General features: G+C 62.6%; 18 protein-coding genes and 3 tRNA genes. 7 read left to right on the forward strand and 14 right to left on the reverse strand.

Annotated features, from left to right (window positions below; all coding sequences use genetic code 11):
• Positions 1 to 95, reverse strand: a 95-nt coding sequence (locus NKI37_RS29030) for a GTP-binding protein (protein WP_131922527.1), incomplete at its 3' end; no start/stop codon positions are given.
• 312 nt (positions 96 to 407) lie between these two features.
• On the opposite strand from NKI37_RS29030, the gene NKI37_RS29035 reads away from it, so the two are divergent.
• Complete coding sequence (locus NKI37_RS29035; RefSeq protein WP_352790653.1) at positions 408 to 1295, forward strand: DMT family transporter; 888 nt, start codon at positions 408 to 410, stop codon at positions 1293 to 1295.
• Positions 1296 to 1360: 65 nt separating this feature from the next.
• Here the strand turns inward: NKI37_RS29035 and NKI37_RS29040 are convergent, their stop codons facing one another.
• The gene (locus NKI37_RS29040) at positions 1361 to 1618 is read right to left on the reverse strand and encodes a GlsB/YeaQ/YmgE family stress response membrane protein (protein WP_023688411.1); all 258 of its coding nucleotides are present in this window, start codon (positions 1616 to 1618) and stop codon (positions 1361 to 1363) included.
• A gap of 131 nt (positions 1619 to 1749) precedes the next feature.
• On the opposite strand from NKI37_RS29040, the gene NKI37_RS29045 reads away from it, so the two are divergent.
• Positions 1750 to 2226, forward strand: coding sequence for a YidB family protein (locus tag NKI37_RS29045; protein WP_352790651.1), 477 nt, complete (start codon positions 1750 to 1752; stop codon positions 2224 to 2226).
• Here the strand turns inward: NKI37_RS29045 and NKI37_RS29050 are convergent.
• Positions 2223 to 3110, reverse strand: a complete 888-nt coding sequence (locus NKI37_RS29050; RefSeq protein ID WP_023691241.1) for a helix-turn-helix transcriptional regulator — start codon at positions 3108 to 3110, stop codon at positions 2223 to 2225. The two genes, NKI37_RS29045 and NKI37_RS29050, sit on opposite strands and share 4 nt — an antisense overlap.
• A gap of 98 nt (positions 3111 to 3208) precedes the next feature.
• On the opposite strand from NKI37_RS29050, the gene NKI37_RS29055 reads away from it, so the two are divergent.
• Entirely contained in the window at positions 3209 to 3598 is a 390-nt protein-coding gene (locus tag NKI37_RS29055) for a VOC family protein (RefSeq protein WP_352790649.1), read from the forward strand.
• 16 nt (positions 3599 to 3614) lie between these two features.
• On the opposite strand, the gene NKI37_RS29060 is transcribed toward NKI37_RS29055, so the two are convergent.
• Positions 3615 to 3688: transfer RNA gene (locus NKI37_RS29060), tRNA-Gly, on the reverse strand.
• Between the two features lie 28 nt (positions 3689 to 3716).
• Positions 3717 to 3801, reverse strand: a tRNA-Tyr gene (locus NKI37_RS29065).
• Positions 3802 to 4011: 210 nt separating this feature from the next.
• Here NKI37_RS29065 and rlmB point away from each other — a divergent pair.
• A complete protein-coding gene (gene rlmB, locus NKI37_RS29070; RefSeq protein ID WP_352790647.1) occupies positions 4012 to 4863 on the forward strand; it encodes a 23S rRNA (guanosine(2251)-2'-O)-methyltransferase RlmB in 852 nt (283 codons plus the stop codon).
• 70 nt (positions 4864 to 4933) lie between these two features.
• Here rlmB and NKI37_RS29075 read toward each other — a convergent pair whose 3' ends face one another.
• The 3 genes from NKI37_RS29075 to gcl form a co-directional block, all read right to left on the reverse strand.
• A complete protein-coding gene (locus NKI37_RS29075) occupies positions 4934 to 5818 on the reverse strand; it encodes a 2-hydroxy-3-oxopropionate reductase (protein WP_023725775.1) in 885 nt (294 codons plus the stop codon).
• Between the two features lie 214 nt (positions 5819 to 6032).
• Positions 6033 to 6830, reverse strand: coding sequence for a hydroxypyruvate isomerase (gene hyi / locus NKI37_RS29080; RefSeq protein WP_023702459.1), 798 nt, complete (start codon positions 6828 to 6830; stop codon positions 6033 to 6035).
• A gap of 168 nt (positions 6831 to 6998) precedes the next feature.
• Complete coding sequence (gene gcl, locus NKI37_RS29085) at positions 6999 to 8780, reverse strand: glyoxylate carboligase (RefSeq protein WP_352790645.1); 1782 nt, start codon at positions 8778 to 8780, stop codon at positions 6999 to 7001.
• 203 nt (positions 8781 to 8983) lie between these two features.
• Here gcl and bhcR point away from each other — a divergent pair, with 203 nt between their 5' ends.
• Entirely contained in the window at positions 8984 to 9802 is an 819-nt protein-coding gene (gene bhcR, locus NKI37_RS29090) for an HTH-type transcriptional regulator BhcR (RefSeq protein WP_023681470.1), read from the forward strand.
• A 47-nt stretch (positions 9803 to 9849) separates the two neighbouring features.
• Positions 9850 to 10212, forward strand: a complete 363-nt coding sequence (locus NKI37_RS29095) for a hypothetical protein (protein WP_245263552.1) — start codon at positions 9850 to 9852, stop codon at positions 10210 to 10212.
• Between the two features lie 76 nt (positions 10213 to 10288).
• Here the strand turns inward: NKI37_RS29095 and NKI37_RS29100 are convergent, their stop codons facing one another.
• The 3 genes from NKI37_RS29100 to NKI37_RS29110 all read right to left on the reverse strand — a co-directional run bounded on the left by NKI37_RS29100 (position 10289) and on the right by NKI37_RS29110 (position 11377).
• The gene (locus NKI37_RS29100; protein WP_023667455.1) at positions 10289 to 10597 is read right to left on the reverse strand and encodes a BA14K family protein; all 309 of its coding nucleotides are present in this window, start codon (positions 10595 to 10597) and stop codon (positions 10289 to 10291) included.
• Positions 10598 to 10797: 200 nt separating this feature from the next.
• Positions 10798 to 11046 carry a hypothetical protein gene (locus NKI37_RS29105; protein ID WP_023702462.1) on the reverse strand — a complete coding sequence of 83 codons (249 nt, stop codon included), beginning with the start codon at positions 11044 to 11046 and terminating at the stop codon, positions 10798 to 10800.
• A gap of 163 nt (positions 11047 to 11209) precedes the next feature.
• The gene (locus tag NKI37_RS29110; protein WP_023710564.1) at positions 11210 to 11377 is read right to left on the reverse strand and encodes a hypothetical protein; all 168 of its coding nucleotides are present in this window, start codon (positions 11375 to 11377) and stop codon (positions 11210 to 11212) included.
• A gap of 158 nt (positions 11378 to 11535) precedes the next feature.
• On the opposite strand from NKI37_RS29110, the gene NKI37_RS29115 reads away from it, so the two are divergent.
• A tRNA-Thr gene (locus NKI37_RS29115) sits at positions 11536 to 11611 on the forward strand.
• A 126-nt stretch (positions 11612 to 11737) separates the two neighbouring features.
• Here NKI37_RS29115 and NKI37_RS29120 read toward each other — a convergent pair.
• The 3 genes from NKI37_RS29120 to NKI37_RS29130 all read right to left on the reverse strand — a co-directional run bounded on the left by NKI37_RS29120 (position 11738) and on the right by NKI37_RS29130 (position 14618).
• Entirely contained in the window at positions 11738 to 12289 is a 552-nt protein-coding gene (locus tag NKI37_RS29120) for a DUF2569 family protein (protein WP_352790642.1), read from the reverse strand.
• A 142-nt stretch (positions 12290 to 12431) separates the two neighbouring features.
• Entirely contained in the window at positions 12432 to 13121 is a 690-nt protein-coding gene (locus NKI37_RS29125) for a TetR/AcrR family transcriptional regulator (protein WP_023688400.1), read from the reverse strand.
• 69 nt (positions 13122 to 13190) lie between these two features.
• The gene (locus NKI37_RS29130) at positions 13191 to 14618 is read right to left on the reverse strand and encodes an amidase (RefSeq protein WP_023688399.1); all 1428 of its coding nucleotides are present in this window, start codon (positions 14616 to 14618) and stop codon (positions 13191 to 13193) included.
• Positions 14619 to 14699 lie beyond the last annotated feature (81 nt).

Here is a 14699-nt window from a genome sequence, read left to right on the forward strand (position 1 = left end):
ATCGCCGCCGTCAGCGACGTCTTGCCATGATCGACGTGGCCAATCGTGCCAATGTTCACATGAGGCTTGTTACGCTCGAATTTACCTTTTGCCATAGTCTCTTTCCTTGGACGGCCTTGACCTTCAGTTCAGTCGAATGCGGGGCGATTAGCGACTACGGCCGAAAAACACAAGTGCCTTGTGGCCGGGTGCGCTGTCCACTCGGTGCGAACCGATGATCCGATTGCGGGATGTGGCGCTGATATAGGAACGCGCGAGCGGAAATGAAATGGGGGCTGCGGGCTCCAGCACCTGTTTGCTATTCCCGCCCATGTCCTGTCCCGCCCATGTCCTGGCCTTTGCCTGCCGGATGTGCAGCCAGCGCCTGGCCCATTGCCGCTACGGCGGCGGTCTGATTTGGTTGCCCCATGCAATTCATACCGACCGCCATACGCGGCCCGCTGTTCATGATCGTTTCGACGGGGTCGTACCTCGTCAACGACACGATGATGAAACTCGCGACCGCGGGCTTGCCGTCCTATGAAGTGCTGTTCCTGCGCGGGGTCGCGGCCACGCTATGGGGCATGCCGCTGCTGTTCCTGCTGGGCTATGGCAGGCAGATTCCATTGATCTTCGACAAACGCGTGCTGCGCCGCAACCTGCTCGAGCTGGCGGCCATCCTTTGCTACGTCGTGGCGCTGGCCAACATGCAGATCGCCGATTCGACCGCGCTCGGGCAGATCACCCCGCTTTTGATGCTGGTCGGCTCCTCCATCCTGTTCGGCGAACGGATCGGCGGCGTGCGCATGGCGCTGATCGGGCTTGGCTTCATCGGTGCGCTCATGGTGGCCCAGCCGACCATGCAGGGCATCTCGGTCTATGCGTTGCTGGCGCTCGGCAACGCGGCATTGGCGGCGGCGCGCGATCTTGCCGGCAGGCGGGTCGCGGCCGAGGTGCCGGGCATGATCGTCGCCATTTCCGCCGTCGTGGTGGTGCTGATCGGCGCGGGCGCCGCGCATCTCGTTTCCGAGCGCTGGGTGATGCCGGAAGCCCGGCACCTGCTGCTCATGGCCGGCGCCGGATTTTTCCTGATCTTCGGCCATTTCTTCATCTTCATGGCCTATCGCGTCGGTCCCACCGGCGTCGTGGCGCCGTTCTACTACTGCTTCACCGTCTGGGCGGTCATCTCAGGCGTTCTGGTGTTCGGCCAGTTCCCGAATGCCCTGGCGGTCTGCGGCATCCTGCTGGTGGTTGCGAGCGGGCTGACCATCGTCTCGCTTGATGAACGCAAGCGCAGGCTGACCGTCGTCGCCTGACCTTCAAGTCAACGCGTCGAAGCAGGTTTGGCCGTCCTGCGGTCAGCCAGTCGGCAGACTGGTGCCTAAAGCGTTCGCTTGCCGGAGAACTGGTGATAGGCCCACAGCACGACCACCGCGCCGATGATGGCGACGATCAGGCTCCAGATGTTGAGGCCGGTCACGCCCGTGGCGCCAAAGGCGCTGAAGATCAGCCCTCCGACGATGGCGCCGACAATGCCGAGCACGATATCCATGATCAGGCCCTGGCCGGTCTTGTTGACGATCTTGCTGCCGATAAAGCCGGCGATGACGCCGAGGATGATCCAACTGATAATGCCCATTTTTCCTCTCCATTCCCCCGCCGGCCGATCATGGTCACATGATTGTCAAAAGCTCAAGCCAACTTGAATTTCCGCCCGCATGCTCCATTGTAGCCGGCGGGACGGGCTTGGTCGTTATGGAGGATTGACCTATGGGACTTTTTGACAACGCCGTACCTGGCGGCAACATCACCAAACCGCTGATGATCGCGCTCGGCGCGCTGCTGGTGGGAAAGATGCTGAGCGGCAGAAGCGCCGAACAGACGAGTGCCGAAAAGACGGGCGAGCCCGCCCAGCCTCAAACGCCAGCCCCCACCGGAACCACGGCCTCAGGGGATGGCGGCCTGCTTGGCGGACTGGGCGGACTGCTCGACAAGCTCAAGACTGCCGGCCATGGCAATGTCGCTGACTCCTGGGTCGGCACCGGACAGAACCAGCCGATCAACGCCAATGATCTCGGCAAGGCGATCGGCCCGCAGGTCATTCGAGAGATCGCGCAAAGGACCGGACTGGACGAGCAGGAGTTGCTCAAGCAATTGTCCACAGCCCTGCCCGGCATTGTCGACAGACTGACGCCGAACGGACAGGTGCCGCAGCAACACCAGGTCGCGTCCGCCTTCAACAGCTAGACTTCTGCGCCTGCATCACGCGCAAACACGCCCGGCACCGCCTTGCGGCTGTCGGGCGTTGCTGCGACCAGCGCCGCGAACCGCCTGGCAGTCGACGCATCGACCGGCGTGTAGACGGAAACCGAGAAATCACTGTCGCGGCCGCCCGGCTGCAGCGTGGCGAAATCGAACGACATCGCGCCGGCGACAGGGTGCCGGATGGATTTCCGCCAGATCGGTGGCTCGGCGATGTCGCGGCTGTTCCAGCACGTGGCGAACGCTTCGCTTGCGGCTTCCAGTGACGAAACCAGCGCAGCCAGCACCGGATCGCGAGTCATGGCGACAGTGGCAAGCCGGAACTGCGCCGCCGCCGAGCGCGAAACCTCCGGCCAGTCGACAAAGCGCTGCCGCCATTCCAGGTCGAGAAACAGCCGGGCGAGCAGGCTGCCGGACCACTCATCATCCGTCTCGAAATCCCCAAGCAGCACCGCCGCCGGATGGTTACAGGCGACGACCTGCCAGTAGCGATTGACGACATATGCCGGGTGCGGCGCCAGCCCGTCGAGCAGGCTGAGCAACGGCGCGCTGGGCAGGCCTTGCGCGCCGAGCCGGTTCCGCCAATCGAGATCGGGCCGCGCCAATTGGAAGAGATAGGCCTGCTCCGACCGGCTCAGTCTCAGCACCCGCGCCAGCGAGCGAAGCACCTGCGGCGACGCGTTCACCTCCCGTCCCTGCTCGAGCCAGGTGTACCAGGTGGTGCTGATCCCCGCCTCGGCGGCGACCTCTTCGCGCCTGAGGCCCGGCGCCCGGCGGCGGCCATTGGCGCCATCGATCCGCGGCAAGCGGTCCCGCCGCTCGCGCAGGAAGCGGGCAAGCTCATCGTGCCGTGGGCCGTCGTATGGCATGCAGTCACCTCCGATACCAGTATAAGCTATAGTCTTGTACTACTTTAAAGGAAAGCTAGGTTGCGGGCGATCGAACATCAGCCCACGGGACTTCGACAATGAATGCGCTCAATGAAATCCGTCAGATCGACTACACCGTCATCTTCGCCCGCGACATGGCCGCCATGCGGCACTTCTACGGGGATGTGATGGAATTTGATCTGCAGCGCGAACTCGGCGACAGGTGGATCGAATATCGGGTCGGCCCGAACACGCTGGCCTTGACCAGCCTCGGCATGATGTTCAACGACACGCCGCAGCAGCGGGATGCGCTGTCGCTTCAGCTGGCATTCCGGGTGGCGCCGGAGATGGTCGCTGCTTGCGCCCAGGCGCTTCAGGCCAAGGGCGTGCAGCCGGTCCTGCCGCTCACCGACCAGGAATGGGGCCACAGGACAGTGTTCTTCCGCGATCCGGACGGCAACGTTGTCGAGATATTCGCTGAGATCTGATGCGGAGTGGGGAGTTTGGAGCGGGTAGCGGGAATCGAACCCGCATATTCAGCTTGGAAGGCTGCTGCTCTACCACTGAGCTATACCCGCATCGTCCTCAAGGTTCGCGGGCTGGCAGTGGTGGAGAGGGTTGGATTCGAACCAACGTAAGCTAAGCTAACGGATTTACAGTCCGTCCCCTTTAACCACTCGGGCACCTCTCCAGCCTGCCGTCGAAGCCTTGCAACGAGGCATTCTCGCCGATCAGGTCGAAACCAGGGTTTTGTCCGAAATCAGCGAAGCGCCTTATGGCGGCAAGGCCAGTGGGTGTCAACCGCACCGCAAGGCAAAATGCGCTGATTTTGACAGCTCACCCGGCAAGCCGGCTTTCTGCCTGTATCCATGGCCCGGCGACGCGGCTATAGAAGCCGGCCATGAGCAATGACAACACGCCCAAGACCGCCAAAGACACCCATTACGCCAAGCTGCGCCGCGCCCACCGCGACGAGAAGGCCGGCGGCGCGCCCGCCTTCCGGCCGCGCCAGCCGGTGCCGCCGGGCGAAAACGCCGCCGACGGGCGGGTCAGGCTCTACGGCCTGCATACAGTGCGAGCGGCGCTCGACAATCCGCGACGCAAGATCCGTAAAATGCTGGTGACGCGCAATGCCGCCGAGCGCCTGGCGATCGCCGACCTCGCCGCTCTGCCGTTCAAGGCCGAGTTGGTCGAGCCCAAGGAGATCGACAAGATCACCGGTTCGGACGCCGTCCATCAGGGCGTGCTGATCGAGGCCGAGCCATTGAAGCCCAAGCGCCTCGATGCGCTCGGCGACACGAAACTGGTGCTGGTCCTCGACCAGGTCACCGACCCGCACAATGTCGGCGCCATCCTGCGCTCGGCGGTCGCCTTCGGCGCCGGTGCGCTGATCACCACGGCCCGCCACAGCCCGCAGGAATCCGGCGTGCTGGCCAAATCCGCCTCCGGCGCGCTGGAACATATCGACCAGATCGAGGTGAAGAACCTCGCCGACGCGCTGGAACAGCTGCACGAAGCCGGCTTCCAGACCATCGGCCTCGATTCGGACGGGCCGGCCGAACTCGAAACGGGTTTTTCAGGCGAGAAGATCGCGCTGGTGCTTGGCGCCGAAGGCAAGGGCCTGCGCCAGAAGACGCGCGAGACGGTGACCACGCTCGCCCGCCTTGACATGCCCGGCGCCATCCGCTCGCTCAACGTGTCGAATGCGGCGGCGGTGAGCCTTTATGCGGCACGGAAATTCCTTGGAGGGTGAATGGTGAAATAGTGAATGGGAAAGCGTTCTTACCGTCACCATTCACCATTCACTATTCACCATTCACCATTCACCGCACTTCATGTCCCGCCATCCGCTCCAGCGCACGAACCAGCGCTGAGTGATCCTCTTTTGCACCGCCATTCGCCGAGCATGAGTTGAACAGCTGCTGCGTCGTCGAGGTATTGGGCAGCGAGACACCGAGTGCCTTGGCGCCTTCCAGCGCCAGGTTGAGATCCTTCTGGTGCAGTTCGATGCGGAAGCCCGGCGCGAAGGTGCGCTTTATCATGCGCTCGCCATGCACTTCGAGGATGCGCGATGCCGCCAGCCCGCCCATCAGCGCCTGCCGGACCCTGGCCGGATCGGCGCCGGCTTTTGCGGCGAAGACCAGCGCCTCGGCGACCGCCTCGATGGTCAGGGCCACGACGATCTGGTTGGCAACCTTGGTGGTCTGGCCGACGCCGTTCGGGCCGACAAGCGTGATGTTCTTGCCCATCTTTTCGAACACGGGCTTGGCGCGCTCGAACGCCTTGTCCTCGCCGCCGACCATGATGGTCAGCGACGCCGCCTTTGCGCCGACCTCGCCGCCCGACACCGGCGCGTCAAGATAGTCGCAGCCGAGATCGTTGATTTTCTTGGCGAAAACCTTGGTCTCGATCGGCGAGATCGAGCTCATGTCGATGACCAGCTTGCCCTTGCTCAGGCCGGAAGCGACACCGTTCTCGCCGAACAGCACCTCGGCTACCTGCGGGGTGTCGGGAACCATGGTGATGATGATATCCGCGGCCTTCGCCACTGCCGCGTGGCCGGTGATGCTTCTCAAGCCCTTGGCGACGAGATCGGCCGGCGGCTTCGAGCGGTGGTCGCTGGCAATGACGGCGTAGCCGGCATCCAGGAGATGCCCCGCCATCGGCGCGCCCATAATGCCAAGGCCGATGAAGCCGATGGTTTCCATTGTTTTCTCCTTTGTTGAGGCTGAGTTCCTTCGCGCCCCCTCTGGCCTGCCGGCCATCTCCCCCACTTGTGGGGAGATTGGCAGTTTCGGCGCCTCGCTCACCCTGCAATGTTGGGGAGCGAAAGCCGGGATGACGTCCGATCTCCCCACCTGTGGGGGAGATGGCCGGCAGGCCAGAGGGGGGCGCGAAGGAACGCGACTTCAATCGTAACAGCTAAGCCGCGGCACTCCCCTGCCCGTTAAGCTCCCGAAACCACCCCAGCCCAGCCTCCGTCCCCGCCTTCGGTTTGTATTCCGCTCCGACCCAGCCGGAATAGCCGGTCCTGTCGATATGCTCGTAGAGGAAGGGATAATTGATCTCGCCCGTCCCCGGCTCGTGACGGCCGGGATTGTCCGCAAGCTGGATATGCGCGATGCGGCCGAGGTTGGCCTCGATGGTACGGGCGAGATCCCCCTCCATGATCTGCATGTGATAGATGTCGTATTGCAGGAACAGGTTCTTCGAACCGACGCGCTCGATCAGCGCCAGCGCCTGCTCCGAATAGTTCAGGAAAAAACCCGGTATGTCGCGCGTGTTGATCGGCTCGATCAAAAGCCGGATGCCGGCCTGCTCCAGTTTCTCGGCTGCAAACGCGAGGTTCTCGGCTAAAGTATTTTCCAGCACCGAACGATCCACGCCCTGCGGCGCGATGCCGGCGAGGCAATTGACCTGCTCGCAGCCGAGCGCATGGGCATAGCTGATCGCCTTGGCGATGCCTTGCCGGAATTCCGGCGCGCGGTCGGGCAAAACCGCGATGCCGCGCTCGCCCTTGCCCCAGTCGCCGGCCGGGAGGTTGAACAGCACCTGTGTCAGGCCGTTCTTCTTCAGCCGGGCCGCGACCACGTCAGGCGTATGATCATAGGGGCCGATATATTCGACGCCCTTGAAGCCGGCGCGGGCTGCGGCATCGAAGCGATCGAGGAACTCATGCTCGCCAAAGAGCATCGACAGATTGGCTGAAAAACGCGGCATTCTTTTTCTCCTTCTTCTGCTTGGCCCTAGGCGTGTTGAGATTCAGGTCGGGCAGAGTCGAAAACGGTGACTTTCGAGAACCGGAGCGGAACGTACTTTCTGTACGTGAGCACCGGAAGCGCAGGAAGGCGCCGTTTGCAGGCCTGTCTCACCTGAATATCGGCGCGCCTAATCGAGCAACACAATCGCCGTCGGCGCATCCTCATGGCTTTCGGCAAGGTCCTCGAATTCGGTGATCTTGTCGATTTCCGTGCCCATGGAAATGTTGGTGACGCGTTCGAGGATGAATTCAAGCACCACCGGCACCTGGTATTCCTTCATCAGCCGCTGCGCTTCCTTGAACGCGCCGGCGAACTCTTCCGGTTTGCGCACCCGGACCGCCTTGCAGCCCATCGCTTCTGCGACCGCGACATGGTCGACGCCGTAGCCGGCCTCCGGATCGTTGGCGCGGTTGACGTTCTCGAAGGCCAGGCTCACCTCGAAATCCATCGCAAAACCGCGCTGCGCCTGGCGGATCAGGCCGAGATAGGCATTGTTCACGACGACATGGATATACGGCAGTTTGTGCTGTGCGCCGGCCGCCAGTTCCTCGATCATGAACTGGAAGTCGTAGTCGCCCGACAGCGCCACGATGGAGCGATCCGGATCGGCGGCGCGCACGCCAAGCGCTGCCGGCAGCGTCCAGCCGAGCGGGCCGGCCTGGCCGCAATTGATCCAGTTGCGCGGCTTGTAGACATGCAGGAACTGCGCCCCGGCGATCTGCGAGAGGCCGATCGTAGTGACGTAGGTGGTGTCACGGCCGAACGCCTTGTTCATCTCCTCATAGACGCGCTGCGGCTTCAGCGGCACCTGCTCGAAATGCGTCTTGCGCTTCATCGTCTTCTTGCGGGTCTGGCATTCCTTCGCCCAGCCCGACCAGTCGCGCAGCTTTCCTGCCGTCTTCCATTCGGTGGCGACGTCGAGCAGCATCTTTAGTGCCGCACCGGCGTCCGAGACGACGCCGAGATCCGGCGCGAACACCCGGCCGATCTGGGTCGGTTCGATGTCGACATGGATGAATTTCTTGCCCTTGGTGTAGACATCGACCGAACCGGTGTGGCGGTTGGCCCAGCGGTTGCCGATGCCGAAGACGAAGTCGGCTTCCAGCATGGTCGCATTGCCGTAGCGGTGCGAGGTCTGCAGCCCGCACATGCCGGCCATCAGCCGGTGATCGTCGGGGATCGTACCCCAGCCCATCAATGTCGGGATGACCGGAACGCCGGTGATCTCGGCGAATTCGATCAGGAGATCGGACGCATCGGCATTGATGATGCCACCGCCGGCAACGATCAGCGGCTTTTCCGCGGCATTGAGCATCGCCAAGGCCTTTTCGGCCTGGGCGCGCGACATTGCCGGCTTGAACGGGACAAGCGGCTCGTAGGCATCGATATCGAATTCGATCTCGGCCAGTTGCACATCGACCGGCAGGTCGATGAGCACCGGGCCCGGTCGCGACGAGCGCATGAGATGAAACGCCTTCTGCAGCGCCATCGGCACGAGATAGGGCTCCATGACCGTGACCGCCCATTTGGCGACGGGTGCGGCTATGGCGGCGATATCGACCGCCTGGAAATCCTCCTTGTTGAGCCGTGCCCGCGGCGCCTGACCGGTGATGCACAGGATCGGGATCGAGTCCGCCGCCGCCGAATAAAGCCCGGTGATCATATCGGTGCCGGCCGGGCCCGAGGTGCCGATGCACAGCCCGATATTGCCGGATTTGGCTCTCGTGTAGCCTTCGGCCATATGCGAGGCCGCCTCGACATGGCGCGCCAGGATGTGGCGGATCGAGCCCCTCGCCTTCAGCGCCGAATAGAACGGATTGATCGCCGCGCCCGGCACGCCGAAGCCGCAGGAAACGCCTTCCTTTTCGAGAACGAGAACCGCTGCATCTACAGCGCGCATCCTGGCCACGTCCAGCCTCCGCAAATTGTTGGTCGACCGACAATGCCAGTATGGTTTTCATTTTTCAATTTTTTCAGAATAATTTTTCATTTCTAGAAAACGGCTCCTGTCCACTGATTTCGCTGGCTTTTCCGTTTTTCATGAATCCGGGCACCAGAATCTGTGAAAAAGTTTTTCATTGCGATTTCGGCGAAACCGGCGACAATGCCGCCATGGAAACCAGCGAAAAACGCCAGCGCGGCCGGCCGCGCGCTTTCAACGGTCCGTCCGAGGCCGGTTCTGTACAGTCGCTGGACCGGGCCTTGCGCATCCTGGCCATCGTCGCTGAAGGCAGTGGCCTGTCGCTGAGCGAGATTTCGGCGCGTAGCGAGCTCGCGGCGTCCACCGCCTACCGCATGCTGACGACGCTACAGAACCACGGCATGGTCGAGTTCGATACATCGGACCAGCTGTGGTCGATCGGCGTCGAGACCTACCGCATGGGTGCCGCCTTCCTGCGCCGCCGCAAGCTTGTCGACCGGGCCCGCGTGGTCATGCAGGAATTGATGGAGAAGACCGGTGAAACCGCCAATCTCGGCGTCGCCGAGGACGATTGCGTCGTTTTCGTCAGCCAGGTCGAGACCCATCAGGCGATCCGCGCCTTCTTCCGCCCGGGCACGCGCAGCTCCTTCCATGCCTCGGGCATCGGCAAGGCGGTGCTGGCGCAGCTCGAGCCGGAACGCGTCGCCGCCATCCTGCGCAAGTCGGGCCTGCAGCGCTTCACCGACAAGACGCTGTCCGACATTTCGGCGCTGGCCCATGACCTGGCTGTCATCAAGCACCGCGGCTGGTCGGTCGACGACGAGGAGCGGCATCCCGGCATGCGCTGCGTAGCCGCCGCCATTTTCAACGAGTTCGGCGAGCCGATCGGCGGTGTCTCGGTCTCCGGACCGACGGTGCGGGTGACGATGGAGCGGCTGGACGAGATCGGGCCGCTGGTGCGCGACGCCGCCGCTGAGGTGACGAGGATGATCGGCGGGTTCCGATTATAATGCGGAGAACGCTTCAGCTTTTGCTCGCCGCTTCACTGTGCGGATGCGTGGCGACGGCGCCCGAACCCGCCCCTGTCTCCCAGCAAGTCAGCGAGATTCCGATCTCGCTCGCTTTGGAGGAGACAATCACGATCGGCATTCGCCAGCATTTGCAGGATCCTGTATCCGCCAGATTCGGGCAGATGCGTGCCGGCGAGCGAACGCTCGACGGCCGCCGCGAAATCCTGGTCTGCGGCCATGTCGCTGCAAAGACGTCGTCCGGTGGTCATACAACAGACCAACCGTTCGCCGCCAAGATCTATCCGGATGAAGGAAGCAGCTTCGAACTCATCGCCATGGGCGATCAATCGCAGAATGCGAGTGTTGCCCGCATCTGCCGTGCAGCGGGATTGCCGATCTCCGAACCGTAGCCCGCACCGCGGCGCGCTCAAATCAGGAAGGAGGGGCTGCGTACAGCCCCTCCTTTCCGTGTGGGGGTGCCTCCTCCTAAAGGCGGCAATAGTGGCGGTAGCCGTCATAGCCGACATAGGTGTCGGAGTACGGATCGTAACTGGCGTAGCGGTTGGCGCAGCGGCGGACGTGCCAGGAGCCACCCTCGTCGTCGACATAGACGGTGCGGGGCTGCTGGTTGAGCAGGCTGCCGAGCACGAACCCGCCGACGCCGGCGGCGATGCCGATGCCGATTTCGCGGTTGTGGTGATGGCTGTGGGCGGCCGACGGCTGGACGGTGCCGACCAGCGAGGTGGCGGCGACAGTGCTGGCGATAAGAGCGGAAGCGATTTTGCGCGTGAACATGACGATCTCCTTGTTTCGTTGCGAGAGGCGATCCATCCGCCTCTTGATGATGGGTTGTCGCGACGAGAAAAAAGGTTCGAAGGTTTTTGAGATTTCTTCTCGGGTCCGGCAAAAATCTGCTGCGTGCCGGTTTCATCGCTATCGAGGCCAAGCAAAAAAGGGCGGCCGAAGCCGCCCTTTCCGCGAGGCGGTCGTCTCGCTCAAAGGAAGATGATCACCTTGCCATGATGATGCTTGTGGTGGTGGTGCTTGTGGTGGTGGTTCCACCACCACCAAGGCTTGTCGTGGTGGTGGTGCTTGTGGTGGTGGTTCCACCACCACCAAGGCTTGTCGTGGTGCTTGTGATGATGGTGGTGGCTGTGAGCGGAGGACGACTGCACGGTGCCGGCGAGCGCGCCGGTGGCGACGAGAATGGCGACGAGGCCTGACGTAAGAGTGCGCTTCAACATGATGATCTCCCTGGTCGAGGCGACCATTCGCCTCTGGAGATCAGTCGTCGCGGTGCGGCGAAAGGTTCGAAGGTTTCAGCGAGTAGCGAGTAGCGAGTAGCGAAATGGCTTTCGGGAGTTAAGACTTCCCTATTCGCTACTCCCTATTCGCTATTCGCTCCCGTCACCCCATGCCCGTAACGTGCCGCAGCCAGAAGGCCAGCACGATGAAGCCGATGATGGTGGCGACGCCGGTCCAGTCGATCTTGGCGCTCTTCACATCCTTTATGAGCTTCACCACGAGAAACCAGGCGATGACGACAAGCGGCAGGATGATGACAAGTCTGATCATGCGACACCCCGTTCGATGCGTTTGCACCTGAGAGATATGTAGGGATCGCATTGGCGGTTTTCAGCATGGCGGCCCGCCCACCTCGGCGGGGTCCATTAGCGATCGAAAACGGAGTTTTGTCTTTACTGGCGCACGAAATATGCTAACCGGAGCGCCGTGCCCTTGTAGCTCAGCTGGTAGAGCAGCGGTTTTGTAAACCGAAGGTCGGCGGTTCGATTCCGTCCGGGGGCACCACCCTTCACTCTTCGAGCTTCGGGTGGCAGGCCACTCGAAGCTCGTTAGACGAAGGAGGACTGCCGACGGTTCTATTCTGCGGAGCTGGCAGCACGACATCAGGCCAACTCGCAGCCGTCGGACCTTCTAGGAAAATGTGGCAGCCTGTATGGCTGCCGTATCGCCGAACGTGTTCCTCACCCTAACCGACCTGTAGACGTAGGCGGCCCAGATCCCTGTGACTATGAAGGATGCCAAAGGTGTAACCAGAGCTCCTCCGGCAAGCAAACGGTTTACCGGGACACCAAGCACAGTCGATATCCAAACTGTGTCCAGTACGAACAAGAGAGGGATCGCGAACCACAGACATATGAACAGCTGCGGAAAGCGGTGGCTTCGCCGCAGCATCGAAACAAGCACGACCAGCTGAAGCACCAGAAATGCCAGATTGAGGGCTGCCTCGCCATAGATGGCCAAGGCCCCGCTGGGCACTGTAACAAGCTGTTGGTAGGTTTTGACCAGACTGGCCATATCGACAAGTGTGCGCAACGGCGAAAGGGACAGGCTGATCGCCAGCAGGATCAGCCAGCCGCCGAACCCCACGAGGTCATCTGGGCTCTGTGAGGATTTGCGCGACGACCGGACGGCGAAGAAAACCGGCACGCCAATCAGCAACAGAAGTATCGCCCAATGCCACATTTACCCACCCTCGAATGCATCCCTGGGTTGTTTAGCTCGCACCTCTGGATTGTGCAAGCGTTTTTACAGAGATCAAGGCATCGTAGAGATTTTCGGGTTTAGGTTTGCAGAGGACGCTTTCGTCGCTCGCAATGGCCGCATCTCACCCCAAGTCAAAATGCCGCGGAAAGGCCTGGTGCAGCAGGAGCAGCATGGTCTTGCGCAGCACGTCGGTGTCGCGGCTGGACGGGTTGAGATGGTCCCAATACCAGGCGCCATGCACCAGATAGTTCAGGCTCTCCGACAGCGTGTCTATGTCGACGCCGGTGTAACCGCCGCTGCGTGAAATCTCGATCAGCAGCTCGCGCGCTTCGGCCGTGTAGGCGAGATCGCTCGGCAGGCCGATTTCATTGTAGATCTGCATGCTCTTGCGGTCGCTGGAAAACACGACGAAGACCGAGACCCATTTCGGATGCTGCCGGGCAAAGCGCTGCGCGCAATCGACCGCGCCCAACACCCGCTCCACCGGCGACAGGCCGGGCGCCCGCACCAGCGTCAGCCACAGCGCGTCATATTGGTCGCTGAGATATTGCAGGACGGCCCGGAACAGGTTCTCCTTGCTGCGAAAATGAAAGACCACCAGTGCGTTGGACGAGCCGACATGCTCGGCAATGCGCTGCATGGTGACGCTGGCCAGCCCCTCCTCCGCGATGAGCTCGATGGTGGCGTCGATGATGCGCTGGACGCTCGCTTCGCCGCGCTCGCGCCGGCGGTCCTTGGGCGCGGCGTCGTTCGCCGCACCCTTGGCCGCCTTGCTTTTTCCCGCATCCGGAGTGGCTATGCGTTGCGCCATTGTCGTCAGGCCTTTCCCCGGCGGCCGAAACATCCCGCCGCTGCCTTGGCATGCCGGCGCCCTGCGGACTCACAGCGCCGGGCGTGTCCCGGCATTCGTGTACCACTGACCACGAGCCGTCTCATAGGCCATACCCGCCCGGAACACGTCAGCGTCGCTATAGGTGCGGCCGACAATCTGGATGCCTGTCGGCACGCCGTTGGCGGCGCGGCCCGACGGGATCGACAGAACCGGGCAGCGGCTCAGCATGTTGAACGGCGTCGTCATCACCCAGCCCAGCGACGGGTTCACCTCTCGTCCATTGATCTCGACCTTGCCTTTGGTCTGATCGAATTCCGCCGGCACTGCGGGAAGCGCATTGGTCGGGCAGATCAGCACGTCGTATTTTTCCAGCAAAGGCCCCAGCGTCAGGTACATCCTGGCCGCCACATCGAGCGTCGCGACAAAATCCGTCGCCTTCGACTTCTGCCCGTCCTGCGCGAACTGCCTGGCATAGCTGGTCATGTCCTTGCCGTTCTTGGCGAGCAGCGGCGACAGCGAGGCGCCGAAGAGATGTTCGAGATAGGCCATGCCGGCCTTGAGCACCTCGTCGCCCCAGCCGAGGTCCACCTCCTCGACGGTGGCGCCGAGCGAGCGGAACACATCGCAGGCAGCGAGCGTGTTCTTGCGCACGTCCGCATCCACCTCGAAGGACCCGAGATCCATGGAGAATGCGATCTTCCAACCCTTGATCGGCTTGTAGTCGAGCGGCAGGCGCAGTTTCGGGCGCAGCGTGGCGATGTCGAGCGGGCTCGGCCCGGCCATGACGTTCTGCAGCAGGATCGCATCCCCGACGTTTCGGGCCAAGGGCCCGGTGTGGCAGAAAAAATCGAGATTGAACGGCGGCTCATCGGGATTGCGGCCGTAAGGCGGCTTGAAGCCGACCAGGCCGCAGGCCGAGGCAGGGATGCGGATTGAGCCCGCTATGTCCGAGCCGGTTGCGATCGACGACGTGCCGGAGGCCAGCGTTGCCGCCGAACCGCCCGACGAACCGCCCGGCGTGAAATCCGGGTTCCAGGGGTTGCGCGTGACGCCCCAGCGCTTCGACCAGGTATAACCGGCGCAGCTGAATTCGGGCGTCGCGGTGCGGGCGTGGACGATGCCGCCGGCCTTCATGACACGCTCGTTCATGGTCGAGGTATGGCCGCCAATGGCGTCCCCGGACAGCAGCGAGCCATGCGAGGTCGGCTTGCCCTTGATGTAGCTCTCATCCTTGATGCCGATCGGCAGGCCCTCGAGCGCGCCGGTCCTGGCGCCTCTGGCGTATTTCGCCTCGGCTTTTCTGGCGAGATCCATCGCCTCGTCGAAATGCGTGAAGGTGAGGCAGTTGATCGTCGCCTTGGTTGCCTCGGCGCGGCGGATGGTGGCCTGCATCAGTTCCAGAGGCGACAGTTTCTTCGCCTTGAACAGCCGCAACGCCTCGCTGGCCGGCATGTAGCAAAGGTCGAGATCGGACATAAAAAATCTCCCGCGGCGGCTTTACGGCATCTGGCATTGGGGATGGCCGAGCCGCGATGCGCGGCCCGATGTTGGTCAGCT

The organism is Mesorhizobium sp. M0626, assembly GCF_040320665.1.
Taxonomy (GTDB): domain Bacteria; phylum Pseudomonadota; class Alphaproteobacteria; order Rhizobiales; family Rhizobiaceae; genus Mesorhizobium.

Coding starts and splice junctions, on each gene's coding strand:
- NKI37_RS29110 (WP_023710564.1), bottom strand. CDS start 11,377: ATGATCAGACTTGTCATCATCCTGCCGCTTGTCGTCATCGCCTGGTTT.
- bhcR (WP_023681470.1), top strand. CDS start 8,984: ATGGAAACCAGCGAAAAACGCCAGCGCGGCCGGCCGCGCGCTTTCAAC.
- NKI37_RS29035 (WP_352790653.1), top strand. CDS start 408: ATGCAATTCATACCGACCGCCATACGCGGCCCGCTGTTCATGATCGTT.
- NKI37_RS29120 (WP_352790642.1), bottom strand. CDS start 12,289: ATGTGGCATTGGGCGATACTTCTGTTGCTGATTGGCGTGCCGGTTTTC.
- NKI37_RS29075 (WP_023725775.1), bottom strand. CDS start 5,818: ATGGAAACCATCGGCTTCATCGGCCTTGGCATTATGGGCGCGCCGATG.
- NKI37_RS29100 (WP_023667455.1), bottom strand. CDS start 10,597: ATGTTCACGCGCAAAATCGCTTCCGCTCTTATCGCCAGCACTGTCGCC.
- NKI37_RS29105 (WP_023702462.1), bottom strand. CDS start 11,046: ATGTTGAAGCGCACTCTTACGTCAGGCCTCGTCGCCATTCTCGTCGCC.
- hyi (WP_023702459.1), bottom strand. CDS start 6,830: ATGCCGCGTTTTTCAGCCAATCTGTCGATGCTCTTTGGCGAGCATGAG.
- NKI37_RS29130 (WP_023688399.1), bottom strand. CDS start 14,618: ATGTCCGATCTCGACCTTTGCTACATGCCGGCCAGCGAGGCGTTGCGG.
- NKI37_RS29055 (WP_352790649.1), top strand. CDS start 3,209: ATGAATGCGCTCAATGAAATCCGTCAGATCGACTACACCGTCATCTTC.
- NKI37_RS29050 (WP_023691241.1), bottom strand. CDS start 3,110: ATGCCATACGACGGCCCACGGCACGATGAGCTTGCCCGCTTCCTGCGC.
- NKI37_RS29045 (WP_352790651.1), top strand. CDS start 1,750: ATGGGACTTTTTGACAACGCCGTACCTGGCGGCAACATCACCAAACCG.
- NKI37_RS29040 (WP_023688411.1), bottom strand. CDS start 1,618: ATGGGCATTATCAGTTGGATCATCCTCGGCGTCATCGCCGGCTTTATC.
- NKI37_RS29125 (WP_023688400.1), bottom strand. CDS start 13,121: ATGGCGCAACGCATAGCCACTCCGGATGCGGGAAAAAGCAAGGCGGCC.
- rlmB (WP_352790647.1), top strand. CDS start 4,012: ATGAGCAATGACAACACGCCCAAGACCGCCAAAGACACCCATTACGCC.